Consider the following 23,020-nt stretch of genomic DNA (forward strand, 5'->3'; position numbering starts at 1 on the left):
AAACGTCCCACCCATGGTGGAGCGAGGGGGAGAACGGTGACGTTCAGCGTCAACTACGTCGAGCGCGGCGGTGGTGGCGCCTACCTGCGGCTCGTCGGCGAGCTGGATCTGAGCACCGCCCCCGAGCTGTCCGCCGTGATCGACCGGCTCACCGCGGCGGGCGAGACCCGGGTGCTGCTCGACCTGACCGACCTCACGTTCTGCGACTCCACCGGGATGGCCGTGTTCGTCCGGGGTGACAACCGAGCGGCCGCCGACGGGGGATGGCTCCGGCTCACCGGCGCCCGTGGGCGGGTCGAGCGGGTGCTGCGGGTGACGGGCCTCGCCGACGTGTTGCGCTACGAACCGGAGTCGGTCGACCCCGCGTCCCGCAGTGCGTCCTGATGGGCTAGATTTCCCCGCCAGCATTTTCCCGCCAGCGCGGTGACCGTCAGGGTCCCGTCTCCGCCGACTCTGAGGCAGGTAGTGATGGGCGTAGACAGCCCGCAGCCGGTACGCATCCTGGTGGTCGACGACGACCCGGGTGACGTCCTGATGATCGAGGAGGCGCTGGCGGACTCCGACGTCGAAAAGATCATCGATGTGGTCAGTGACGGCGAGGAGGCGATGGAGTTTCTCCGCGCCGAGGGCCGGCACCAGCAGGCCCACCGACCGGACGTGATCCTGCTGGATCTGAACATGCCGCGGATGGACGGTCGGCAGGTGCTCGGTGCGGTCAAGCAGGACGAGGATCTGCGGACCATCCCGATCGTCGTGCTGACCACCTCCAACGCCGACACCGACATCGTCGGCAGCTACACGTTGCAGGCCAACGCGTACGTCACCAAGCCGATCGACCTGGACGACTTCAACGACGTGGTCCGCCGCATCGACGAGTTCTTCGGTCGGGTCGTGGTGCTGCCCAAGCGCACCTGACGCCGCCGCCACCTGAGCGGATGCTGAACATTTTCCCCGAACCTCCTCGGCGCGAGCGGTCCCGGCCGAGGATCCAGGTGGGGAAGTAACAGCGGCTGCCTGGGGGCGACAGTATGAGGTTCTCCGTCGTTGACATCGGTTACGACCAGCGGCAGGTGGATTACTGCCTGGACGAGCTGGGGATCCGGCTGTCCCGGCTCGCGGCGCGGGCCGAGAGCGCGGCCGGGGCGGCCCGGGAGTGGGACGAGATCCGTCAGGAGGCGGCCTGGCTCAGCGGGCTGCTGCAACGGCTGGACCTGGGCGACGCCGCCGTCACCCGGCACGCCGGGGACGCGGTGCGGCGCGAGGCCGCCGAGATCCTGGCCCGGGCCCGCGTCGAGCTGGACGAGGCCCGCGAGGAGGCACGGCGGGTGCGCGAGCAGGCGTACGCGGAGGCCGTGCAGGCCCGACGTGACGTCGAGGCGGCGTTGGACGCCCGTCGACGGCGCGAGGCGCGGGTGGAGGAGGTCCTCAGCCAGGTGACGGTCGACCAGGTGCCCGCGGACACCCCGACCGCCGCCGCCGGCATGCCGGGCAGCCGCGTCGGGGCCGGTGGGCCGGACCCGGGCGTGCAGCCGCCGGGTCGTCGCTGAGGCCTGTGCGCGCGAGGCCGGTGGGCCGGACCCGGGCGCGCAGCCGCCGGGTCGTCGCTGGGCCTGTGCGCGCGAGGCCGGTGGGCCGGACCCGGGCGTGCAGCCGCCGGGTCGTCGCTGAGGCCCGTGGGCGCGGGGTCGGTCGCCCGGCTCAGGTGGTGAGCGCGGCCGCGACGGTGGTCGCCCGGTCCTCGTGCTGGGCGTACGCGTCGGGGTAGGCGGAGATCTGGACGGCCTGGGCGGCGGAGGTGACGCTCATGTCCTGCCAGCCGGGGATCTCGTTGAGCGCGCTGTAGAAGGCCCGGGCGGCGTACGACGGACGCATCAGTTGGGCCACCGTGCCCCAGCCGCTGCTGGGCCGCTGCTGGAACAGCCCGACCGAGTCGTGGTCGGAGCCGCTGCCCTGGTTCGGGTACTGCGCCGACTCGGGCAGGACGTCGCTGGCCAGGTTGTAGAGGTTGCTCTCCTGCATGGCGGTCGCCAACGCCACCACCAGGGCGCGGCGCGGCATCTTCATCTCCAGGCCGACGTCCACGATGACTTTCGCGTTGTCCATCTGGGCCTGGTCGAGGCCGGCGACGGGCCGGGGCCGACGGGGCTTGACCGGCTTCTTGGGTGTCTTGCGGACGGCGGTGGGGGTGGGTGTCGGCTTCGCCGTCGGGCTGGGCAGGACCCGGGCGGGGGCGAGGTCGCGGTCCAGTGACCGGGAGGCGCGTTCGTCGGCGATGGCGGCGCGCTCGGCCACCGCCTCGGCGAGCGGCTCGACCGTACGGGGGGTGTCGTCGTTGCCCTGGGCGGTGGCGACCGCGACGAGGCTGAGGCAGCAGGTGACACCGGTGGCCAGCGCCACCCGCACCGGGGTCGAGCCCAGCAGGGCCCGTCGTCGCGGTTCGGGAGCGCGGTGACGGCCGATCGTCCGTTCGGTTGATGCGGCGTCGTCCGGTGGGGTGGTCGGGCGCGCGTCGGTCAGCTTCTGGGCGGAGGGGTCGTCGGGATGCACCTGCCGAGGCTAAAGAGCTGAATGCCCGATGCCATAGGCCGGTACGGTGGCATGCGCCACAATTTGCCCTGATCATGATGACTTTAGCGGGCAAAAGCAGAGCGAAGCTGATGAACCTCGCGGATGCCTCCAGACGGTTATTCCCGACTTGCCGGGTGAATGCGCTCGCGGCGAGGGGCCGTCGGTCCGACGTCCGACCGCGCTCCAGGTTCCACCGAACACCCGATGCGATGCCCCCCGGAAAGCCCACCGCTCCCTCGGCCGATCCTCCGGCGGCGGCGCAGCGAAGTGCCGCGATCGGCAGGCATCGGCGTGCCGCGTCATGGTGCCGCGTCACGGTGCCGGGTCATGGTGCCGGGTTGCGACACCCGGCCCCCTGGCTCGGCCCGCGGGAGTGTTCCCACTGACCGCCGTCGGTTCGCTTGGTGGTGGGGGCGGTCTCGCCGCTCGCGATGATCGTGCTCGATCCTTGTTGTAGTGGCCTCCTCGGCATGGGGAGGGGCCTGTTTACTGGATCGGGCACGATCTTGAGAGTGTGGTGCCTCGTTCGGCCGGCGAGGCCGGCGAGGCCGGCGGAGGCCGGCGGAGGCCGGTTTGGCCGGCGCAGGTTGGTCGCGGGTCCTGCTGGGCGGCCGGGCAAGGGTCTTGATCGACCGGTTGTTCACCACCATCGGGGTTGCCGCACGGCGCGGTGCGCCCGGGTCGGCCCAGTCAGGCTGCGCGAACGACGCAGGCCGACATGATCCACTCGGCTTTCATGAAGTCGGGGTAACCCCGCCACCTGGACACCGCGACTTTCAGAAACCCGAGTCGATCAGCGGGTGATGGCCGCAGTGCCCGTCGGCGTCGTAGACGAGTCGGGGTAACCCCGCCACCTGGACGCCGCGACTTTCAGAAACCCGAGTCGATCTGCGGGTGATGGCCGCAGTGCCCGTCGGCGTCGTAGACGAGTCGGGGTAAACCCCGCCACCTGGACGCCGCGACTTTCAGGAACCCGAGTCGATCAAGCGGGTGATGGCCGCGGTGCCCGTCGGCGTCGTAGACGAAGTCGCCGAGGCCCTCGGCAAGATCGTGCCCGATCCAGGAAACAGGGCCCTCAAGCAGGAACGAGGCACCTACAACCAGGATCAAGCACGATCATGCGGGGCCGACACGCGTCACGATCGTCGGGTCGGGCCCGCCCGGCGGGTCAGTGTCGGCCGTTCTCGGCCGGGGTGACGGTCAGCCGGTGCCGGCTGGCGTCGCCGCTGGAGAACGGCCAGAGCCGGTCGGCGTACTCGACCAGGTCGGCCAGTTGATCTCGGCTCAGGCCGGCCGAGGAGATCTCCGCGTGCACGTCGGCCCGGTACCGGCCGTCGTTGTCGCGTCCCAGCTTCGCCTCCGCCCGGACCTGCACGGTGTGCGCCTCGTCGGTGATCTCCCCGGCCACCTCCACCGCCGCGTGGTGCAGGCACGAGGCGAAGGCCGCGGCCAGCAACTGTTCCGGGGTCAGCCCGGTGCAGTGCGGCGCCAGCGGTGAGGCCAGCGCGGTGGAGAGCCCGCCATCGTCGGTGCGTACGTGACCGCCCTCGGCGGTCGCTGTGGCCTCACGCAGCCAGGAACTCTGATCCGGCATCGCGTTTCTCCCGTCGCTCACCAGGCCGGCTACCCCGCCGTCGCCCGGCGAAACGCCGTGCGCCGTACGGTCAGCGCCGCGAGGGCTCGTCCACCAGTGCCACCGCCTCGGTGGCCTCCGCGGCGGCCCGTTCGGTCCACGGCGATGTCGGGGCCGGCCGTCGGGCCGTCGGGATGGTCATCGGCACGTACACCCGGGCGTCCACCGCCTCGGCCAGCAGCAGCGCCGCGACCAGGCTGCTCGGACGCTGCTCGGGGTCGTCGGCGAGGCAGGAGTGGCACAGCTCGGCGACCTCCGCCGGGAGCCCGGCGATGTCGGGCAGCGGCTCCGGCGGCTGACAGCGGCGGGCGAGGAGCAGTTCGCTGGCGGTCTCCGCGCGGTACGGCAGGCGAGCGGTCAGGCTGTAGTAGAGCAGCACGCCGAGGGCGTACATGTCGGCGGCCGGGGTGGCCGGCGTCTTCTCCAGTTGTTCGGGCGCCAGGTATGCCGGGGTGCCGAGCACCACCCCGGACGGCATCGGGTCCAGTGCACCGGCGGCGATGGCGATGCCGAAGTCGAGCACCTTCACCCCGGCCGGGGTGAGCATCACGTTGGCGGGCTTGACGTCCCGGTGCACGATGCCCTCGGCGTGCGCGGCGGCCAGCGCGGCGGCGACCTCCGCGCAGACCCGCACCGCGATCCGCCAGTCCAGCGGCCCGGAGCGCAGGTGCACCGCGAGCGTCTCACCCTCGGCCAGCTCCATCACGATGTAGGACACCGGCCGGCCGGGCCACGTCGAGGAGGTGCCGAAGTCGTGCACGCTCGCCACGTTCGGGTGCTCCAGGCGGGCCGCCGACCGGGCCTCCGCGCGGATCCGGTCCACCGGGCCGTCCTGGTCGTCGCGACCGGGCGAGATGAGCTTCACCGCGACCGGCCGGTCCAGCACCTGGTCGTACGCCCGCCACACCTCGGACATCCCGCCCACCCCGATGCGCTGTTCGAGCCGGTACCGCCCGTCCAGCGTCCGCATCGACCACTCCTCGCCCTCGCCCCGCCGACGGCCGGGTGCTCGATCGCGGTACCCGTACTCCGAACTGGGCAAACCGAGGCCGGACGGCCCCGGGCACTCGCTGCGCCCCGGCGGCGGGGTGCGGTAGCTTGCGAGCCAGAGCCGGTGTCACCGATTGTGCCGGCACGGTCACCTGGGGGGACACCGCGATGGGCGAGGTCACCGTACGCTTCGTCGGCGGGCCCGCGGACGGCCTGGTCCGGCTGCTGCCGGCGGGGTCGGACGGCGCCCCACCCCAGCGTTGGATCATGCGGCACCCGGACGGTACGGGCCCGGTGCAGCCCGGCCCCGACCATCTCTACGAACGCGACCGGCCCGACGAGGCTGGTGGCTGGAGCATGCGTTTCGTGCGCACCGACGCCTACGGGGTGTCCGAGTGACCATGAGGCGGGGCTGACCGGTGGCGGCGGCCCGGCCGCACAGCTGGCACACAGCGTCCGCAGGGGCCCGGCACAGGCATCGTGGCCACGATGGGGGCATGGTCATGAACGGGCAGGCCGCGCCGAGCCGGATCGAGCTGCGTCGCCCCGACGGTGAACCCGTCCGGGTGCTGGTCGTCGACGACGAACCCACGCTCACCGACCTGCTGTCGATGGCCCTGCGCTACGAGGGGTGGCAGGTGCGCACCGCCGGCAGCGGCATGGCGGCGTTGAGCACCGCCCGACAGTTCCAACCGGACGCGGTGGTGCTCGACGTGATGCTGCCCGACCTGGACGGCTTCCAGGTGCTGCGCCGGCTGCGCGAGGACGCCCCGACCGTGCCGGTGCTCTTCCTGACCGCCCGCGACGCGGTCGAGGAACGCATCGCCGGGTTGACCGTCGGCGGCGACGACTACGTCACCAAACCGTTCAGCCTGGAGGAGGTGATCGCCCGGCTGCGCGCGTTGCTGCGCCGCTCCGGGCTCGCGGTCGCCGCCCGGGAGGAGGCGGTGCTGACCGTCGGTGATCTCAGCCTCGACGAGGACAGCCACGAGGTCCGCCGGGGCGGCCAGCTCGTCACCCTCACCGCCACCGAGTTCGAGCTGCTGCGCTACCTGATGCGCAACCCGCGCCGGGTGCTCAGCAAGGCGCAGATCCTGGACCGGGTGTGGAACTACGACTTCGGCGGCCAGGCCAACGTGGTGGAGCTGTACATCTCGTACCTGCGGAAGAAGATCGACGCCGGTCGGCCGCCGATGATCCACACACTGCGCGGCGCGGGCTATGTCCTCAAACCCGCCGAGTAGCCACCGCCGTCCGCTGCGCGCCGTCCGTGGCTGGCTGGCCGGGCGCTCCCTGCGTACCCGACTGGTGTTCGCCCTGCTCGCGCTGCTGGCGTTGGTCAGCGTCGCCATCGGTGGCCTGACCACCGTGGCGCTGCGGCACTTCCTCATCGACCGGCTGGACGCCCAGCTGGCCCCCGCGACGGCCATGCGGGGGGACCGGCCGGGCCGGCCGGCCTTCCCCGGCAACGGACCGGGCATCCCACCCGGGTTGCCGTCCGGCACCGTGGTCGCCGAGATCACCGACGGCCGGGTGACCAGCGCCCGGACCCTGACCAACAGCGCCTCCAACGCGTTCCCCGACCCGCGGTCCGTGCCGGTGGGGGAGGTCGCCGCGCTGGCGGACCTGCCGGTCGACACCACACCGCGCACCGTCGACCTCGGTGACCGCGGCGACTACCGGGCCGTGGCCCGGCAGTACTGGGACGGCCGGGTACGCGTCGTCGCGATCCCCCTCTCCGGCGTCCAGGAGATCGTCTGGGGGATGATCGCGGCGCAGCTCGGGGTGGCCGCGATCGGGCTGGTCATCGCCGGTGCCGCCGGGGCGTTGATCGTGCGGGCCACCCTGCGACCGCTGCACCGGGTGGCCGCCACCGCCACCCGCGTCACCGAGCTGCCCCTGGACCGTGGGGAGGTGGCGCTCGCGGTCCGGGTGCCGACCGCCGACACCGACCCACGCACCGAGGTCGGTCAGGTCGGCGCGGCGCTGAACCGGATGCTGGGCCACGTCGCCGACGCGCTCGCCGCCCGGCAGGCCAGCGAGACCCGGGTACGCCAGTTCGTCGCCGACGCCAGCCACGAACTGCGCACGCCACTCGCGGCGATCCGCGGCTACGCCGAGGTGGCCCGGCGCGGCCGCGACGAGGTACCCGCCGACGTGGCGCACGCGTTGCGCCGGGTCGAGTCGGAGAGCACCCGGATGACCAGCCTCGTCGACGACCTGCTGCTGCTGGCCCGCCTCGACACCGGCCGTCCCCTCGCTGTCGAACCGGTCGACCTGACCGCCCTGGTGGTGGACGCGGTCAGCGACGCGCACGTCGCCGGCCCCGACCACCGCTGGCAGCTCGACCTGCCCGAGGTGGCGATCCGGGTGCCCGGCGACGCCGCCCGGCTGCACCAGGTGGTGGCGAACCTGCTCACCAACGCCCGGGTGCACACCCCGCCGGGCAGCACCGTCACCACCATTTTGGCCGTCGACGGCACCGACGCCGTGCTCACCGTCGCCGACGACGGGCCGGGGGTGCCGGCGCAGCTGCAACCGGAGATCTTCGAGCGCTTCGCCCGGGGCGACAGCTCCCGGTCCCGCGCGCAGGGCAGCACCGGTCTCGGCCTCGCGATCGTCGCGGCGGTGGTGGAGGCCCACCACGGCACTGTCGGGGTGCACAGCCGTCCGGGTCGGACCGTGTTCACCGTCCGGTTGCCGAATCCCACAGCGGACGCCGAACCGGCGTGACCGGTCGCCGGTCAGCCGGCGGCGGCCTCGCGGACCAGCCGGCGTGCCTCGTCCCGAGGCACGCCGGTGGCTCGGAGGAGGTCGTTGGCGGCGGTCCGCAGCTGGGAGACCACTATCGTCCCGGAGAAACCCAGGTCCTGCCGGCAGGCCACGCCCGCCTCCCGGACGGCGTGCAGCACCCGCTCCCGGGCCCGCACCGGCTCCTGCGCGGCCACGAACTCCCGGTGCAGCAGCCGGACCGCCTCGCCGAGGTGCTCCACGGCGGCGGGCAGCGCCGCCGGCACCGGTTCCTCGTCGCGCAGGGTGGTGCCGATGCGGCGGACCAGACCGCGACTGTTGCGGAAGGCCCGCTCCATGTGCGTCACCCCGGCCCGGTAGGTGGCGATCGCCCGGCGTCGTCGCCACCGCACCGGGGAGAGCCGGACGACCTCGTCGGCGGCGGTCGTCACGGCGACGAGCTGGCGCAGTTGCGGGTCGGCGGCACGCATCCGGTCCAGCACCGCCCGCGCGCGGCCCCAGTCCGCCTCGGCCAGCGCCTGCGCCGAGGCGGTCATCTCCCGGGCGAACAGGTTCAGGGCGGGCTCGGCGGAGCGGCGCACCATCCGCATCGGGTTGAGGGGCAGCAGGACGAGCATCACGAACAGCCCCGCCGCCCCGCCGACCAGGGCGTTGATCGTTCGGGGCAGCTCCAGGTCCGGCGCGGTCGGGGTGAGGGTGGCGATGAGCACGGCGGTACCACCGGCCTGGGTCATCAGCGCGCCGGTGCCGCGTACCAGCACCGACGCGGTGATCGCCAGGAAGACGATCGCACCGGTCTGCCAGGGGCCGGTGCCGAACAGGCTGATCAGGAGATCACCCACGCCGATGCCGAGCACCACCCCGGCGACCAGCTCCAGCGCGCGGTGAGCACGGTTGCCCAGCGACGCCGCGATGACACCGACCGCCGCGGCCGGCGCGAAGGTCGGCTCCGGGTTGCGGAGCAGTTCGCGGGCCACCAGCCAGGCCAGGGCGGCAGCCACACCGGCCTGGAGCGCCACGATCAGATAGAGCCGCATCCGCTGGCGACTCTCCCGCACGGCCCGCCCGGCGCGGGTCCGCAGCCTGCCCGCCGTCCGCGTCCCGGCCGTGAGTCTCATGGCGGGGGCTACCCGGCCCGGCCCCCGACCGAACCTGCGCCGAACGGCTACGCCGGGTACGCCATCGCCGCGGTGAGGGCGACCACCCCGGGCAGCCGGGTGTCCTGGCGCAGGAACTGCACCACCACCGGCACCGGGGAGCGCAGCAGACAGCCGTACGGCCGGTCGAGCCGCACCGCCTCCGGGTCGATCAGGTCGTTGAGTCGCACGTGGCGCACCCGACGGGCGTCGACGGTGATGGCGTACGGACCGACCGGCTCGGCGTCGGCGTAGTAGAGGTGCAGTTCGGTGTCGGCGCGGGTGTCGGTGGTGTTCAGGACGCACAGCTGGTCGAAGCTGGTGAACGCCGGCTCCGGGCCGGTGCTGGGGAACGGGATGTGCCCGCCCGGCACGACCCACAGGCGGGCCCCGATCTCGGTCATCAGCTCTCCTCCAGCAGCCGGGCGAGGTCGGGGCTGAGGAACACCCCGTCCGGGTCGAGCCGGCGGCGGGCGTCCTGGAAGTCGTCCCACCGCGGGTAGAGCGGCCGCAGGTCACGGGCAGTCATCCAGTGCTTCTTGCCCCAGTGCGGCCGGCCGCCGTACTGACGGAAGACCGCCTCCATGTCCCGGAAGTAGTCCTCGTACGGCAGCGACGTGTTCTGCAGGCAGGCGATGGTGGTGGTCGGTCGGCCGTACGCGTTGCTCAACCAGATGTCGTCGGCGGCGATGGTGCGCACCAGGACCCGCCAGCCGACGACGGTGCGGTGCCGTTGCAGGATCCGGCGTCGGACCTCGGCGAAGCAGGCCGGGAACGCCTCCGACGGCAGCATGTACTCGATCTCCTCGAACCGCAGCTCCCGTTCCTGGGGGATGGTGCGGTGGATCGGACCGGACCGGATCTCGTGGGGCGCACCCCACGGGCCGGAGTCCGGCACCCGTGGCGCGGCCCACACCCGTTCGCCGGACGTCCCGTCCGACCGGTTGAGGGTGCGGATCTGGGTCTGGTCGCTGCGCGGGTACCAGTAGAAGTCCATGTTGCGGTTGGTGTGCTGCAACTCGGCGAGGTGGTCGAGGGTCCAGTCGACGTGCGCGCACCACGCCCGACGGCGCAGCTCGTACTGCTGTTGCACGTCCAGGGTGACCTGGGTGACCACCCCGAGAGCGCCCAGCGAGAGCCGGGCCGCCGGCAGCAGGTCCGCGTTGTCGTCGGCGGAGATGTCCAGCACCTCGCCGGTGCCGGTGACCAGGCGGACGCCGACCACCTGGGTGCACAGGTTGCCGAAACCGACGCCGGTGCCGTGCGTGCCGGTGGCGGTCGCGCCGGCGATCGACTGGTAGTCCACGTCGCCGAGGTTGTCCATGGCCAGCCCGGCGTCGTACAGGCCCTCACCGAGGGCCTTGAGTTTGGTGCCCGCACAGGCCCGCGCCCGGTCGGCGTCCTCGGCGATGACACCGGCGAGCCGGTCGACGCTGAGCAGGATGTCGTCGGTGCGGGTCAGCGGGCTCGACGAGTGGCCCGACCCGACCGGCCGGATCGTCCGCCCGGACTCCCGCGCCCGGACGACCAGCTCCCGCACCGCGTCCTCGTCGGCCGGCTCGGCGAACTCCCTCGCGGTGAACGAGAGGCTGCCGGACCAGTTGACGAACTGTCGCATGCGGCGGTGTACCCACCGGCATGACCGGTAGTCGCGTTTCCGCGCCGACCCGCCGGGTAGGCAGTCGCGTGCCGGCCTTCGGCTCCGCGAGCACGCCGCCGATCGACTCGTACGCGTTCCTCTCCGACACCCACACCGGGGCGCTGATCGGCGCGGACGGCGCTGTCGACTGGTTCTGTGTGCCGCACTTCGAGGGCGACGCGGTCTTCGCCCGGCTGCTGGACCGTCGCGTCGGTGGCGCGTTCACCTTCTCCGTCGCCGCTGACGCCGCGCCGGTCCGCCGGTACCTGCCCGGCACCCTGGTGGTGGAGAGCGCGTACCGGGCCGCCGGTGGCACCGCGACCGGTCAGGACTTCCTCGCCGTCCGGACCGGCGACGAGGCGCAGCCGTTCCGCGCGGACATGCTGCTGGTGCGCCGCCTGCACGTGGGTGCCGGGTCGGTGCGGGTACGGGCCGAGGTGACACCGCGCCCCGGGTACGGTTCCCGCCCGGTGGACTGGCGGTGGGACCACGGCCAGTGGGTGGCCGCCGAGGCGGGGCTGCGGCTGCGTTCCGGGCTGTCGTTCCGGGTCGACGGCGCGACGCTGCGCGCCGAAACGGTGCTGCGCGCGGGGCAGACGGTCGACGTACTGCTCGGTTACGGCCCCGGCCGCATCGACGAGGTCGACCCGGCCGAGCTGCTGGCGCGGACCTGCCGGACCTGGCGGGAGTGGACGGACCGTACCGACTACACCGGGCGGGGCAGCGCCGAGGTGCGGCACAGCGCGGCCGTCCTGCGGGGCCTGTCGTTCGACGAGACCGGTGCGTTGCTCGCCGCGCCGACCGCCTCGCTGCCCGAGGAGATCGGCGGCGTGCGCAACTGGGACTACCGCTTCACCTGGCACCGCGACGCCGCGCTGCTGCTGCTCGCGCTGTTCCGGCTGGGTCACGCCGAGGAGGGCCGTCGTTACCTGCACTTCCTGCTCACCATGTGCGATTGTGCCGGCGAGGTTCTCACCCCCCTCGTCGGGATCCACGGGGTGACCCGCGAGGAGGCGGTGCTTGAGCACCTCGACGGGTACGCCGACTCACGGCCGGTGCGTATCGGCAACGAGGCCGCCCACCAGCTGCAGTTCGACACGTACGGGCACGTGCTCGACGCCACGCTGTCGTACCAGCAGCTCACCGGCGAGTTGACCACTGAGCAGTGGCAGGTGCTGCGCCGGCACGTGGACACCATGGCCACCCGGTGGCGGGAGCCGGACCACGGCATCTGGGAGATCCGCGGGCCGCTGCGGCACTACGTCAACTCGAAGATGATGGCCTGGGTCTGCCTCGACCGGGGCATCCGCCTCGCCGACCTGGTCGGCGACCACGACGCCCCCGTCGAGCGGTGGCGCGGGGAGCGCGACGCCATCCACGCCGAGGTCGTCGAGCGTGGTTTCGACAGCGGCATCGGCAGCTTTGTGCTGGCGTACGACTCGACCGAACTCGACGCGTCGTTGCTGCGGATGCCCTTGGTCGGGTTCCTCGCCGGTGACGACCCGCGGGTGCTGTCCACCATCGATCGCATCCGGCGGGATCTGGCCGTCGCCCCGGCGCTCATCCGCCGGTACACGGCCGACGACGGGTTGCCCGGGCAGGAGGGCGCGTTCCTGCTCTGCTGCTTCGAGCTGGTCTCGGCCCTGGTCCTGGCGGGGCGACGCGAGCAGGCCGCCGAGTTGTTCGACCAGTTGTGCGGGTACGCCGGGCCGCTCGGCCTGTACGCCGAGCAGCTCGACGCCGACGGCACCGCGTTGGGCAACTACCCGCAGGCCTTCACCCACCTGGCGTTGATCGAGGCGGCGCTGAACCTCGACGGTGCCGGCGACCGCGACGCGCTGCACGCGTGGGCGCAACGGGCGGCGCGACCGGGAACAGCCGACGGCTGACCGCGTCTCGGTGAGGTCCCAGCGCGTGTCCGCAGCGTGCCGGCGTGCCCGGCCGTCGTTGCCGCATTCTGTGCCGAGTCTGGGAGTCCGCCGATGTGCCCGCGACGGCAACGGGGACCAGCGTACGGTGATGGACAAGTCCGGCTTTCCGGGTTAAAAGCCTCATTGGTGATGACCGGGATGCCGGTGTCGAGACGGCGAGGGCAAGGAGCGATCCGTGGAACATCTGGCCTACCTGGACGCGGGGTCCGGCAGCCTGATCGTGCAGGCGGTCGTGGGTGGGGTGGCCGGCGCCGCGGTCGCCGCGAAGCTCTACTGGCGACGGCTCGTCGACCGGTTCCGCCGGCAACCCACCGACCAGCGCTGAGCAGGCCAGTCCCGACCATGGCGATCTCACCCACCGGGGTACGGCCCGAGCCGGCCTCCTTCCGCGACCCGGCCAACCGGGTCTTCCACGTCGGCGACGAGGTGCTGCGCGGGCTGGACCCCCAGGCCGCGCAGCACTGGCGGGCGTTGACCGGCAGCACGTTCTTTCCGGCACTCGTCGCCGCGCGCAAGGTCTGCGCCACCGATGACGCCCCGCCCACACTGGTGCCCGCCGCGACCGGAACACCGTGGGCCGCCGTGCTGCGTCACGAGCGCATCCCGTTCGTCTCCCACCCGTACGAGTGGTCGTTCAGCATGCTGCGCGACGCCGCCCTGCTGCACCTGGAGATCCTCAACGCCGCGCTCGGCGAGGGTTTCACCACCAAGGACGGCTCCGCGTACAACCTCCAGTGGCGCGGCGCCGAACCGGTCTTCATCGACATCGGCTCGTTCGAACCGGTCCGCGACGGCGAACCGTGGGCCGGCTACCGGCAGTTCTGCCAGACAGTGCTCTACCCGCTGATGCTCACCGCCCACCTGGGCGTCGACTTCCAACCCTGGCTGCGCGCCCGGGTCGACGGCATCGAGGCCGACGAGCTGCGGCCCCTGTTCACCGGTGCCCGTCGGCTGCGCCCCGGCGTGCTGACCCACCTGCATCTGCACGGGGCCATGCAGCAACGCAACGCCGCCGCCAGCACCACCGAGGTCCGCGACCAACTGCGGGCTGCCGGCTTCTCCCGGGAGTTGCTGCTCGCCACCGTCCGCGGCATCGAGAAACTGGTCCGCAAGCTGGAGCACCGCCCGGCCGGGACCCACTGGTCGGACTACCAGCGCACCTGCGGCTACTCGGCCCGCGACCGGGTGGCGAAGGAGCAGTTCGTGGCCGCCTCGGTGGCTGCCGCCGGCACCCGCCCCCGCCTGGTGCTCGACCTCGGCGCCAACGACGGCCGGTACTCCCGGTTGGCGGCCGGGCACGCCGACTACGTGGTCGCCGTCGAGCAGGACCCGGCCGTTGTCGACGAGCTGTACCGCAAACTGCGCTCCGAGGGGCAGCGCCGCATCCTGCCGCTGGTGCTGGACCTGGCCGACCCCTCGCCGGGCGGCGGCTGGCGCGGCGTCGAGCGGGCCGGCTTCGCCGAGCGGGCGTCCGCCGACGTGGTGCTCGCCCTGGCCGTCGTGCACCACCTGGCGATCGGGCGCAACGTGCCGCTGCCGGAGGTCGTCGACTGGCTCGCCGGGCTGACCGCACCGGGCGGGGCGGTGGTGGTGGAGTTCGTCCACCCGGAGGACCCGATGGCGACCCGGCTGCTGGCCAACAAGCCCGCCGACCTCTTCCCGGACTACCGCCGCGACGCCTTCGAGACGGTGCTCGCCGCCCGGGGACGGATCACCGACCGGCTGGAGCTGCCCTCGGGCACCCGCACCCTCTACCGGACGGTGATGGGTGGCTGAACCGGCCTCCGTCGACCCGCCCGCCCTGCCGGACCCGCCGGCCGGGCGGTGGGAGCGGGGCTGGCGCGCAGAGCTGGGCCGGCTGCTGGAGATCGTCGCGCTGGTCGGTCTCGTGGTCACCCAACCCCTGCTGGACGTGCTCGGCCGCAGCCCCGACTTCTTCCTCTTCCACCGCGCCGACCCGGCCGAGATCCTGCTGCTGGTCGCCCTGGTGACGGTGGTTCCCACCGTCGCGGTGGCGCTGCTCGGGGCGCTCAGCCGACTCGCCGGCCGGACCGCCCGCGCCGTCACCCACACCGGGCTGGTCGGGCTGCTGGTCGCCGCGCTCGCCGTGCAGGTGGGCCGACACGTGACGCCGCTTCGGGGCGTACCGCTGCTGCTGGTGGCCGTGCTGGCCGGAGCCGCCGGCGCGCTCGCGCACCGGCGGTGGCGGGCGCCGGGCCGGGCCCTGCGACTGGCCGCCGCCGGCCCGGTGGCCTTCGTGGCGCTCTTCCTGCTCGTCTCGCCCACCTCGGCGGTGGTCCTGCCGCGCGGCGACGGCGGTGCGGCAGGGACCGCGCAGGGTTCGGCCGTGCACCCACCGGTGGTCATGCTGATCCTCGACGAGCTGCCACTGGTCAGCCTGCTCGGCCCGGACGGACAGATCGACGCCGGTCGGTACCCGCACTTCGCCGAACTGGCCGGCGCCTCCACCTGGTACCGCAACTCGACAGGGGTCAGCGGGTGGACACCGAACGCGCTGCCGGCGATGCTCACCGGCCGCTACCCGGCGAAGCCCGTCGCCCCGCACTACTCGCAGTACCCGGACAACATCTTCACCGCCTTCGGCGGCCTCTACGACATCAAGGCCGAGGAGAGCATCACCCGGCTGTGCCCACCCAGCCGGTGCGAACAGCCGGTCACCCCGGAACAGGGGATGGGCGTGCTGGTCCGCGAGACCGGCAAACTGCTCGGCCGGGTCGCCGGGCCGACCGAGAGCACCGTCGACCCGGAAGACTCCTATCGCGAGCAGACCCGGGCCGAAGCCGGCCTGGACGCCGCCGAACCGGTGCCGGCCGACCCGAAGTTCCGGTGGGACAGCCTGGACGACAACCAACCGGCCCGGTTCACCAGCTTCCTGGCCGGCCTGAAGCCGACCGCCCGCCCCACCCTGCACTTCCTGCACCTGCTGATGCCGCACTCACCGTGGGCGTACCTGCCGTCCGGTGCGCGCTACGACGCCCCCGAGGACCTGCCCAACGACGGCGCCGGCTGGGTCGACCTGGCCCGGCAGCGGCACCTCGCCCAGCTCGGCTACACCGACCGGCTGATCGGCGAGACACTGCGGACGCTGCGCGCCAGCGGCCTCTACGACCAGGCGCTCGTCGTGGTGACCGCCGACCACGGGGTGAGCTTCCGCCCCGGCGCCCAGGGCCGGGGCATGGACGCCATCAAGGCCGCCGCCGGCGAGGTCGCCTGGGTGCCGACGTTCGTCAAGGAACCCCGGCAGCAGACCGGCCGGGTCGACGACCGCAACTGGGAACACGTCGACCTGCTGCCGACGGTGGCCGACGAGGCCGGCATCCGGTTGCCCTGGCGGGTCGACGGGCGCTCCGCCCGGCAGGCGCCCCGCACCGACGGTACGAAGCACTTCTACGACCGCCCCGGCGAACCGGTCACCTTCCCCGGCGGCGTACCCACCCCGCCGCCGCTGCCCACACCGCACCCTCTGGTCGGCACCGAGGTACGCGCCGGCCCGGCCGCCGGCAGCGCCCGGGTCGCCGACCTGGCCGCGTTCACCGCCACCGACCCGGACACCGGCACCCTGCCGGCGCTGGTCTGGGGCGACGTCCCGGACCGGATCCCGGACGGCACCCTGCTCGCCGTCGCCGTCAACGGTCGCGTCGGCGCGGTCGTCCCGGTGGTGCCGGCCGACCCCGGCGGACGCCGGTTCGCCGCGCTGCTCGCCGACGACAAGCTGTTCCACGCCGGCACCAACACACTCGACGTCTACCAGGTCGCGGCGGACGGTGCGCTGCGCCGCCTCACCCTGTCGTGACCTGGCCTCCGGGGTCGGCCCAGCCCGGTTACCGGGGTTGGCCCGGCCTGGTTGCCGGGGGTCGGTCCGGTCTGGCTTCCGGGTCCGGTCCGGTCCGGTCCCGGTTGGCGGGATGCCGGGTTTCCCGGCCGCCTGGTCGGGAATCGGGTGACGCATACCTCACCGCCGAACCACGGCGGGCGTTGTCCCCCGAGCCGCAATTACGGTAGAAGCGAAGGCAATTCAACGTAGATCTGCCGGCGAAGCGAGGAACCACATGACGGAAGTCAAGCTCGATCACCCCGGTGGGCAGCTGTCGATGCCGGTGCATCCTGCGGTCGAGGGCCCCGCCGGTATCGGGGTGAGCAAGCTGCTGAAGGAAACCGGGATGACCACGTACGACCCCGGTTTCGTCAACACCGCCGCTGCCTCATCCGCGATCACCTACATCGACGGCGACGCGGGCATCCTGCGTTACCGGGGGTACCCGATCGAGCAGCTGGCCGAGAAGTCCTCCTTCCTGGAGGTCTCCTACCTGCTCATCTACGGTGAGCTGCCGACCGAGCAGCAGCTGACCGAGTTCACCGAGTGGATTCGGCGCCACTCGCTGCTGCACGAGGAGATGCGTCGCTTCTTCGACGGCTTCCCCCGGGACGCCCACCCGATGGCGGTGCTCTCGTCCGCGGTGAGCGCCCTGTCCACCTTTTACCAGGACAGCCTGGACCCGTTCGACTCCGAGCACGTGGAGATCTCCACGGTCCGGCTGATGGCCAAGGTCCCCACCATCGCCTCGTACGCGTACAAGAAGTCCATCGGTCAGCCGCTGCTGTACCCGGACAACTCGCTGGGCTACGTGGACAACCTGCTGCGGATGACGTTCGGCGTGCCGGCGGAGCCGTACGAGGTCGACCCGGTGATGTCGAAGGTGCTGGACATGCTCTTCGTCCTGCACGCCGACCACGAGCAGAACTGCTCCACGTCGACAGTCCGGCTGGTCGGCTCCAGCAACGCCAACCTGTTCGCCTCGGTCTCGGCCGGCGTGAACGCGCTGTTCGGCCCCCTGCACGGCGGCGCCAACCAGGCGGTGCTGGAGATGCTCCAGCAGATCCACGCCGGCGACGACGACGTCCGGTCCTTTGTCCGTAAGGTCAAGGACAAGCAGGACGGCGTCAAGCTGATGGGCTTTGGCCACCGGGTCTACAAGAACTACGACCCGCGGGCGGCGATCGTCAAGAAGGCCGCGCAGGACGTGCTGGGCCGGATGGCCAAGCCCGACCCGCTGCTGGACATCGCCATGGAGCTGGAGGAGATCGCCCTCGCCGACGACTTCTTCGTCTCGCGTCGGCTCTACCCGAACGTGGACTTCTACACCGGTCTGATCTACAAGGCCATGGGCTTCCCGACCAAGATGTTCACCGTGCTCTTCGCGCTCGGCCGGCTGCCCGGCTGGATCGCCCAGTGGCGCGAGATGATCAACGACCCGGAGACCAAGATTGGCCGTCCGCGGCAGGTCTACGTCGGCTCCGCCGAGCGGAACTACGTCCCCTTCGGCGAGCGCTGACCCGCTCTTCGTTGCACAGCAGGCCGTCGACCCCTCCGGGTCGGCGGCCTGCCGCGTTTCCGCTCTGGCCGTGCCCGATCGACCTTGATCGACTCGGGTTTCGTGAAGGCGCGGTGTTCCTCGGTCCGGGACACCCCGACTTTCAGGAAGCCGAGTCGATCACGACCGGGCACCGCCGGGAGTCAGAATGCCGAGATGTCCTGGGACCGCTCGCTGCGGCTCAGGGCGCTGATCAGCGCCGACTGACCACGGCGGCGCACCGCCAGGCGGACCAGCAGGTCCCGGACGGGGTCGAAGACGTCCGCCGGGAACTCCGGCGTGGGTACGCCGACGCTCACCGCGAGGTCGTCGGAGTGCACGACGATCTCCAGCTGGCGGGTGAGCAGGAAGTCCCCGCGCCGCAACGACCAGCCCTGCCACGGGATCGGCACGACCTCACCGGCGGCACCCCGGGAGAGCAGGTCGCCGACCACTTCCAGCGCCTGGGCGCAGCGGGCGTGCAGGTCGGCCGGTCCGCGGGCCGCGTCCGCCTCGTCGTTGCTCTCGGCGACCGACTTCTCGTCCGGGGTGCCCTCGCTGACCCACGGTGCCTGCGCGTAGTGGTCGTCCGCCGAATCCAACGTCGGTAGGTCGGTCGGCATCGGCAGCAACTCGGCGGCGCGGACCGCCTGACGTCCCAGGTGGCACGCCAGGCCACCCACTGACAGGTGTGGCAGCGCGCTCGGGTGTGACCACCGCTCGGTCACCTCGGGGCGTCGGATCAGGTCCAGCGCGACGGCGGCGGCGGTCGGAAAGGCGGCATCCAGGGCGTCGACAGCGCGAAACATCAGCACATTCTGGCAGGACCGGCCGACAGCCGCCGAGCGGCGCGGCCCGGCCCGACGGGCACCATACGCGGCGGGCCCAGCGTGATCGACTCGGCCCGGCCGGCACCATACCCGGCGGGCCCACCCGCGCGGCCCGCCCCGACGGGCATCACACCCGCCGGGCCCAGCGTGATCGACTCGGCTTTCAGGAAGTCGGGGCGTCCCCGGCACTGGGACACCCCGACTTCAAGAAAACCGAGTCGATCAACCGCACAAGGCAAGGCCCCGCCCGGCCCGCCCGCCCCGCCCGGCCAACCGCAAGGGCCGGGCCGGCGTGGTCAGCGCAGGCCGGCGGCGGCGAGCAGGTTGCCCTCGGGGAGCGCCGGAAGCGCACGGCCCTGCGACATCCGCTGCTCGGCGCGTTCGGCGGTGAACGCGGCGTCGTGCTGGATGGCGGCGGCGTAGCTGGCGGCGGTGTGCTGGGCGATCGCGGCCCAGCCGTACTGGTCGTGGACCATCCGGCGGGCGTGGCGGGCCATGGCACGGGTGCGGTCGGCGTCGGACAGCAGGGCGTGCACGGCGTCGGTCAGGCTGTCCGGGTCGTGCGGGCGGAAGGTCATCCCGGTGACACCCGGTTCGACGATCTCGGCGAGGCCACCGGTGGCGGCGACGGCGAGCGGCGCACCGGCCGCGGCGCCTTCCAGGGCGACCATGCCGAACGGCTCGTAGATGCTGGGCACGGCGAAGCAGTCGGACGCGGCCATCAGCGCCGGCAGGTCGGTGCCGCCGAGGAAGCCCGGCATGCTGACCATGCCGCCGAGGCCGCGGCGGTGCACCTCGGCCTCCAACTCGGCGCGGTACGGGCCGTCGCCGGCGATCACGGCACGCAGCCCGGGGTGCCGTTCGCGCAGCCGGGGGAGCGCGGCGATCAGGTGCTGCACGCCCTTCTCGTACACCAGGCGGCCGGCGAAGGTGACCAGCGGGCCGTCCCCGGCGAACCGGGCGCGGGCGGCGGCCACCGCGCTCGCGGGCACCCGCCAGCGGTGCGGCTCCACGCCGTTGGCGACCACGTCGACCCTCCCGGCCGGTACGCCGAACAGCGCGTTCACCTCGTCGCGCATGTACCCGGAGCAGACGATCACCCGGTTGGACTCGCTGCTGAGCCAGTGCTCGACACCGTGGATGGTGCGGTTCATCTCCTCCGGCAGCCAGCCCTGGTGCCGACCGGCCTCGGTGGCGTGGATCGTGCTGACCAGCGGGATGTCCAGGTGCTCGCGCAGCGTCATCGCGGTGTGCGCGACGAGCCAGTCGTGGGCGTGGATGACGTCGTACGAGCCGGCCTGGGTGGCGCGCAGCGCGGTGCGGGTGAGGGTGTGGTTGAAGGCCATCGTCCAGGCCAGCAGCGAACCGGTGGCGAGGGGGAAGGTGACCGGGTCCTCGGGAGCGCGCAGGATGCGTACGCCCTCGGCGTACTCCTCCAGGGGCGCGCCCTCGCTGTGCCGGGTGACCACGGTGACCTCGTGGCCGGCGGCGGCCAGGGCCACCGACAGGGCGTGCACGTGGCGGCCGAGGCCACCGACGAGCACCGGCGGGTACTCCCAGGACAGCATGAGGATGCGGCGGGTCTGCGGGGGCACCCCGGGGCCGGACTGCGCCGGCACGACCGGGCCGGACTGCGGGCTCGGGCCGGGCTGCGCGTTGGGCCGTGAGGTGAGGGTGGGCCGGTGGGCCCGGTCCTTGGTGGCAGCGAGCTGCTCGTCGACCCGCAGGGTCGTCACATCAATCTCCGTCCATGCATGGTGGTGCGCGCCGGCGTCAGTGGCGGCGGAGCGAGAGGTGTAAGGGGTGGCCGAGGGCCTGGCGGGCGCGAGCGGACGCTTGCCCCCGAACAAGGAAAGGGCATCCGGCCCAAGAACGCATCTCGAAAAGGGCCATCGTGACGGAGGACACCCGATGGTTTAGGTCGCATCAGACAGGTGGTTTCCGGGCACCGCCTGAAAGGATGGATTGGCGCGTACGGGCAGGGGGCACTACCTGCCTGCGCGCGGGGCAGCGTCGGCCGGTGCGCACATCACCATGGGTTGAGGGAGCAAGATGCAGGTCTGGCCGGGCGAGCGGTACCCCCTTGGCGCCACCTACGACGGGATGGGCACCAACTTCGCCATCTTCTCCGAGGTGGCCGAGCGGGTCGAGCTGTGCCTCTTCGACGAGTGGGACACCGGCGCGGAGCGCCGCGTCGAGCTGCGCGAGGTGGACGCCTACGTGTGGCACGCGTACCTGCCGGGCATCGAGCCGGGCCAGCGCTACGGCTACCGGGTGCACGGTCCGTACGACCCCGCGAACGGGCTGCGCTGCAACCCGAACAAGCTGCTGATCGACCCGTACGCGAAGGCCATCGACGGTGACGTGACGTGGGACCCGGCGGTCTACGACTACGACATGGACGAGCCGGAGCGGATGAACGAAACCGACTCCGCGCCGTTCATGCCGAAGTCGGTGGTGGTGAACCCGTACTTCGACTGGGGCAACGACAAGCCGCCGCGCACCCCTTACCACCACTCGGTGATCTACGAGGCGCACGTACGCGGGCTGACCATGCGCCACCCGGACATCCCGGAGGAGCTGCGCGGCACGTACGCGGGCATCGCCTCCCCACCGATGATCGACTATCTGACCCGGCTCGGGGTGACGGCGATCGAGCTGATGCCGGTGCACCAGTTCATCCACGACAACCGCCTCGCCGACCTGGGGCTGCGCAACTACTGGGGTTACAACACCATCGGCTTCTTCGCCCCGCACCACGGCTACTCGGCGCTGGGCCGGCTCGGCCAGCAGGTGCAGGAGTTCCGGGGCATGGTGAAGGCGCTGCACGCGGCCGGCATCGAGGTCATCCTCGACGTGGTCTACAACCACACCGCCGAGGGCAACCACCTCGGGCCGACGCTGAGCTTCAAGGGGGTGGACGCGCCGAGCTACTACCGGCTCAGCGAGGAGGACCCCCGCTACTTCGTCGACTACACCGGCACCGGCAACAGCCTCAACGTGCGCAGCCCGCACTCCCTGCAACTGATCATGGATTCGTTGCGGTACTGGGTGACCGAGATGCACGTCGACGGCTTCCGGTTCGACCTGGCCGCCACCCTGGCCCGCGAGTTCTACGAGGTGGACCGCCTGTCCACCTTCTTCGAGGTGGTGCAGCAGGACCCGGTGGTCAGCCGGGTGAAGCTGATCGCCGAACCGTGGGACGTCGGCCCCGGCGGCTACCAGGTGGGCAACTTCCCGCCGCTGTGGACCGAGTGGAACGGCAAGTACCGCGACACCGTGCGGGACTTCTGGCGCGGTGAGCCGGCCACCCTGGCCGAGTTCGCGTCCCGCATCTCCGGCTCGGCCGACCTCTACCAGGACGACGGCCGCCGCCCGTTCCACAGCATCAACTTCGTCACCGTGCACGACGGGTTCACCCTCAACGACCTGGTGTCGTACAACGACAAGCACAACGAGGCCAACGGCGAGGACAACCGGGACGGCGAGAGCCACAACCGGTCCTGGAACTGCGGGGTCGAGGGCGACACCGACGACGAGGCGGTGCTCGCGCTGCGGGCCAAGCAGCGGCGCAACTTCCTGGCCACCCTGATGCTGTCGCAGGGCGTGCCGATGATCGGCCACGGTGACGAGCTGGGCCGCACCCAGCACGGCAACAACAACGTCTATTGCCAGGACAGCGAGCTGGCCTGGGTCGACTGGGACAACGCCGACGAGCAGCTGCTGGACTTCGTCCGCACGCTCACCGCGTTCCGCAAACGACACCAGGTGTTCCGCCGCCGCCGGTTCTTCACCGGCCTGCCGGTGGGCGGGCGCGGCATCGACGAGCCGCTGCCCGACCTGGCCTGGTACACCCCGGACGGGCGGGAGATGACCGGCGAGGACTGGGGCAACGACTTCGGCCGCTCGGTGGCGCTCTTCGTCAACGGCGAGGGCATCCGCGAGCGCGGCCAGTACGGCCAGAAGCACCACGACGCGTCGTTCCTGCTCTGCTTCAACGCCCACGACGCGCCACTGGACTTCACCATGCCCGGCAGCGAGTACGGCCAGAAGTGGGAGCGGGTGATCAGCACCGCCGAGCCGGAGCCGGACGACGCCACGGTGATCAGCGCGGGCGGCACCATCCGGGTGCCGGACCGCTCCCTCGTCGTGCTGGAGAGGATGATCTGA

General features: G+C 72.2%; 21 protein-coding genes. 12 read left to right on the plus strand and 9 right to left on the minus strand.

Annotated features, from left to right (window positions below):
* Positions 1 to 36 precede the first annotated feature (36 nt).
* The 3 genes from AB0C03_RS25705 (at position 37) to AB0C03_RS25715 (ending at position 1,547) form a co-directional block, all read left to right on the plus strand.
* A complete protein-coding gene (locus tag AB0C03_RS25705; RefSeq protein ID WP_030332581.1) occupies positions 37 to 384 on the plus strand; it encodes an STAS domain-containing protein in 348 nt (115 codons plus the stop codon).
* A gap of 84 nt (positions 385 to 468) precedes the next feature.
* The gene (locus AB0C03_RS25710) at positions 469 to 915 is read left to right on the plus strand and encodes a response regulator (protein ID WP_030332583.1); all 447 of its coding nucleotides are present in this window, start codon (positions 469 to 471) and stop codon (positions 913 to 915) included.
* Between the two features lie 113 nt (positions 916 to 1,028).
* Positions 1,029 to 1,547: a F0F1 ATP synthase subunit B family protein gene (locus AB0C03_RS25715; protein ID WP_357639341.1), complete on the plus strand. Its 519-nt coding sequence runs from the start codon at positions 1,029 to 1,031 to the stop codon at positions 1,545 to 1,547.
* 151 nt (positions 1,548 to 1,698) lie between these two features.
* Here the strand turns inward: AB0C03_RS25715 and AB0C03_RS25720 are convergent, their stop codons facing one another.
* The 4 genes from AB0C03_RS25720 to AB0C03_RS25735 all read right to left on the minus strand — a co-directional run bounded on the left by AB0C03_RS25720 (position 1,699) and on the right by AB0C03_RS25735 (position 5,171).
* A complete protein-coding gene (locus AB0C03_RS25720) occupies positions 1,699 to 2,547 on the minus strand; it encodes a hypothetical protein (RefSeq protein WP_210867005.1) in 849 nt (282 codons plus the stop codon).
* Positions 2,548 to 3,438: 891 nt separating this feature from the next.
* Complete coding sequence (locus AB0C03_RS25725) at positions 3,439 to 3,678, minus strand: hypothetical protein (RefSeq protein ID WP_357639346.1); 240 nt, start codon at positions 3,676 to 3,678, stop codon at positions 3,439 to 3,441.
* A gap of 58 nt (positions 3,679 to 3,736) precedes the next feature.
* Positions 3,737 to 4,162, minus strand: coding sequence for an OsmC family protein (locus tag AB0C03_RS25730; protein WP_030332593.1), 426 nt, complete (start codon positions 4,160 to 4,162; stop codon positions 3,737 to 3,739).
* Positions 4,163 to 4,232: 70 nt separating this feature from the next.
* A complete protein-coding gene (locus AB0C03_RS25735; RefSeq protein WP_210867006.1) occupies positions 4,233 to 5,171 on the minus strand; it encodes a serine/threonine-protein kinase in 939 nt (312 codons plus the stop codon).
* Between the two features lie 128 nt (positions 5,172 to 5,299).
* On the opposite strand from AB0C03_RS25735, the gene AB0C03_RS25740 reads away from it, so the two are divergent.
* From AB0C03_RS25740 to AB0C03_RS25750, 3 genes are all read left to right on the plus strand, one after another.
* Positions 5,300 to 5,590, plus strand: a complete 291-nt coding sequence (locus AB0C03_RS25740; protein WP_245233643.1) for a DUF8847 domain-containing protein — start codon at positions 5,300 to 5,302, stop codon at positions 5,588 to 5,590.
* 98 nt (positions 5,591 to 5,688) lie between these two features.
* Positions 5,689 to 6,435 (plus strand): response regulator transcription factor, encoded by a 747-nt coding sequence (locus AB0C03_RS25745; protein WP_030332598.1) that lies wholly within the window; start codon positions 5,689 to 5,691, stop codon positions 6,433 to 6,435.
* Positions 6,413 to 7,924: a sensor histidine kinase gene (locus tag AB0C03_RS25750; protein ID WP_400445735.1), complete on the plus strand. Its 1,512-nt coding sequence runs from the start codon at positions 6,413 to 6,415 to the stop codon at positions 7,922 to 7,924. Before AB0C03_RS25745 ends, AB0C03_RS25750 begins: the two co-directional genes overlap by 23 nt.
* Positions 7,925 to 7,935: 11 nt before the next feature.
* Here AB0C03_RS25750 and AB0C03_RS25755 read toward each other — a convergent pair whose 3' ends face one another.
* Genes AB0C03_RS25755 through AB0C03_RS25765 form a run of 3 tightly spaced genes read right to left on the minus strand, consistent with a single transcriptional unit; the run spans position 7,936 to position 10,696 of the window.
* Positions 7,936 to 9,060, minus strand: a complete 1,125-nt coding sequence (locus AB0C03_RS25755) for an FUSC family protein (protein ID WP_357639350.1) — start codon at positions 9,058 to 9,060, stop codon at positions 7,936 to 7,938.
* Between the two features lie 47 nt (positions 9,061 to 9,107).
* The gene (locus tag AB0C03_RS25760) at positions 9,108 to 9,482 is read right to left on the minus strand and encodes a sensory rhodopsin transducer (protein ID WP_030332602.1); all 375 of its coding nucleotides are present in this window, start codon (positions 9,480 to 9,482) and stop codon (positions 9,108 to 9,110) included.
* Positions 9,482 to 10,696: a D-arabinono-1,4-lactone oxidase gene (locus AB0C03_RS25765; protein ID WP_030332605.1), complete on the minus strand. Its 1,215-nt coding sequence runs from the start codon at positions 10,694 to 10,696 to the stop codon at positions 9,482 to 9,484. Before AB0C03_RS25765 ends, AB0C03_RS25760 begins: the two co-directional genes overlap by 1 nt.
* A 68-nt stretch (positions 10,697 to 10,764) precedes the next feature.
* Between AB0C03_RS25765 and AB0C03_RS25770 the strand changes: the two genes are divergently transcribed.
* The 5 genes from AB0C03_RS25770 (at position 10,765) to AB0C03_RS25790 (ending at position 18,002) form a co-directional block, all read left to right on the plus strand.
* Positions 10,765 to 12,606, plus strand: a complete 1,842-nt coding sequence (locus AB0C03_RS25770) for a glycoside hydrolase family 15 protein (RefSeq protein WP_357639354.1) — start codon at positions 10,765 to 10,767, stop codon at positions 12,604 to 12,606.
* A gap of 217 nt (positions 12,607 to 12,823) precedes the next feature.
* A complete protein-coding gene (locus AB0C03_RS25775) occupies positions 12,824 to 12,973 on the plus strand; it encodes a hypothetical protein (protein WP_165947858.1) in 150 nt (49 codons plus the stop codon).
* 17 nt (positions 12,974 to 12,990) lie between these two features.
* The gene (locus AB0C03_RS25780; RefSeq protein ID WP_030332609.1) at positions 12,991 to 14,424 is read left to right on the plus strand and encodes a class I SAM-dependent methyltransferase; all 1,434 of its coding nucleotides are present in this window, start codon (positions 12,991 to 12,993) and stop codon (positions 14,422 to 14,424) included.
* The gene (locus AB0C03_RS25785) at positions 14,417 to 16,462 is read left to right on the plus strand and encodes a sulfatase-like hydrolase/transferase (protein ID WP_051708519.1); all 2,046 of its coding nucleotides are present in this window, start codon (positions 14,417 to 14,419) and stop codon (positions 16,460 to 16,462) included. The genes AB0C03_RS25780 and AB0C03_RS25785 overlap by 8 nt, the downstream gene beginning before the upstream one ends.
* 256 nt (positions 16,463 to 16,718) lie before the next feature.
* Positions 16,719 to 18,002, plus strand: a complete 1,284-nt coding sequence (locus tag AB0C03_RS25790; protein WP_030332612.1) for a citrate synthase — start codon at positions 16,719 to 16,721, stop codon at positions 18,000 to 18,002.
* A 182-nt stretch (positions 18,003 to 18,184) separates the two neighbouring features.
* Here the strand turns inward: AB0C03_RS25790 and AB0C03_RS25795 are convergent, their stop codons facing one another.
* The gene (locus AB0C03_RS25795; RefSeq protein WP_357639357.1) at positions 18,185 to 18,829 is read right to left on the minus strand and encodes a maleylpyruvate isomerase N-terminal domain-containing protein; all 645 of its coding nucleotides are present in this window, start codon (positions 18,827 to 18,829) and stop codon (positions 18,185 to 18,187) included.
* Between the two features lie 317 nt (positions 18,830 to 19,146).
* On the minus strand, positions 19,147 to 20,586 hold the full coding sequence (locus tag AB0C03_RS25800) for a glycosyltransferase family 4 protein (protein ID WP_030332616.1): 1,440 nt from the start codon (positions 20,584 to 20,586) through the stop codon (positions 19,147 to 19,149).
* A gap of 316 nt (positions 20,587 to 20,902) precedes the next feature.
* Here AB0C03_RS25800 and glgX point away from each other — a divergent pair, with 316 nt between their 5' ends.
* Entirely contained in the window at positions 20,903 to 23,020 is a 2,118-nt protein-coding gene (gene glgX / locus AB0C03_RS25805; protein WP_357639360.1) for a glycogen debranching protein GlgX, read from the plus strand.

This window comes from Micromonospora parva (assembly GCF_040649675.1).
In the GTDB taxonomy this organism is placed as follows: Bacteria; Actinomycetota; Actinomycetes; order Mycobacteriales; family Micromonosporaceae; genus Micromonospora; species Micromonospora parva.

Coding starts and splice junctions, on each gene's coding strand:
- AB0C03_RS25755 (WP_357639350.1), bottom strand. CDS start 9,060: ATGAGACTCACGGCCGGGACGCGGACGGCGGGCAGGCTGCGGACCCGC.
- AB0C03_RS25710 (WP_030332583.1), top strand. CDS start 469: ATGGGCGTAGACAGCCCGCAGCCGGTACGCATCCTGGTGGTCGACGAC.
- AB0C03_RS25795 (WP_357639357.1), bottom strand. CDS start 18,829: ATGTTTCGCGCTGTCGACGCCCTGGATGCCGCCTTTCCGACCGCCGCC.
- AB0C03_RS25735 (WP_210867006.1), bottom strand. CDS start 5,171: ATGCGGACGCTGGACGGGCGGTACCGGCTCGAACAGCGCATCGGGGTG.
- AB0C03_RS25765 (WP_030332605.1), bottom strand. CDS start 10,696: ATGCGACAGTTCGTCAACTGGTCCGGCAGCCTCTCGTTCACCGCGAGG.
- AB0C03_RS25730 (WP_030332593.1), bottom strand. CDS start 4,162: ATGCCGGATCAGAGTTCCTGGCTGCGTGAGGCCACAGCGACCGCCGAG.
- AB0C03_RS25750 (WP_400445735.1), top strand. CDS start 6,413: ATGTCCTCAAACCCGCCGAGTAGCCACCGCCGTCCGCTGCGCGCCGTC.
- AB0C03_RS25790 (WP_030332612.1), top strand. CDS start 16,719: ATGACGGAAGTCAAGCTCGATCACCCCGGTGGGCAGCTGTCGATGCCG.
- AB0C03_RS25780 (WP_030332609.1), top strand. CDS start 12,991: ATGGCGATCTCACCCACCGGGGTACGGCCCGAGCCGGCCTCCTTCCGC.
- AB0C03_RS25760 (WP_030332602.1), bottom strand. CDS start 9,482: ATGACCGAGATCGGGGCCCGCCTGTGGGTCGTGCCGGGCGGGCACATC.
- AB0C03_RS25745 (WP_030332598.1), top strand. CDS start 5,689: ATGGTCATGAACGGGCAGGCCGCGCCGAGCCGGATCGAGCTGCGTCGC.
- glgX (WP_357639360.1), top strand. CDS start 20,903: ATGCAGGTCTGGCCGGGCGAGCGGTACCCCCTTGGCGCCACCTACGAC.
- AB0C03_RS25715 (WP_357639341.1), top strand. CDS start 1,029: ATGAGGTTCTCCGTCGTTGACATCGGTTACGACCAGCGGCAGGTGGAT.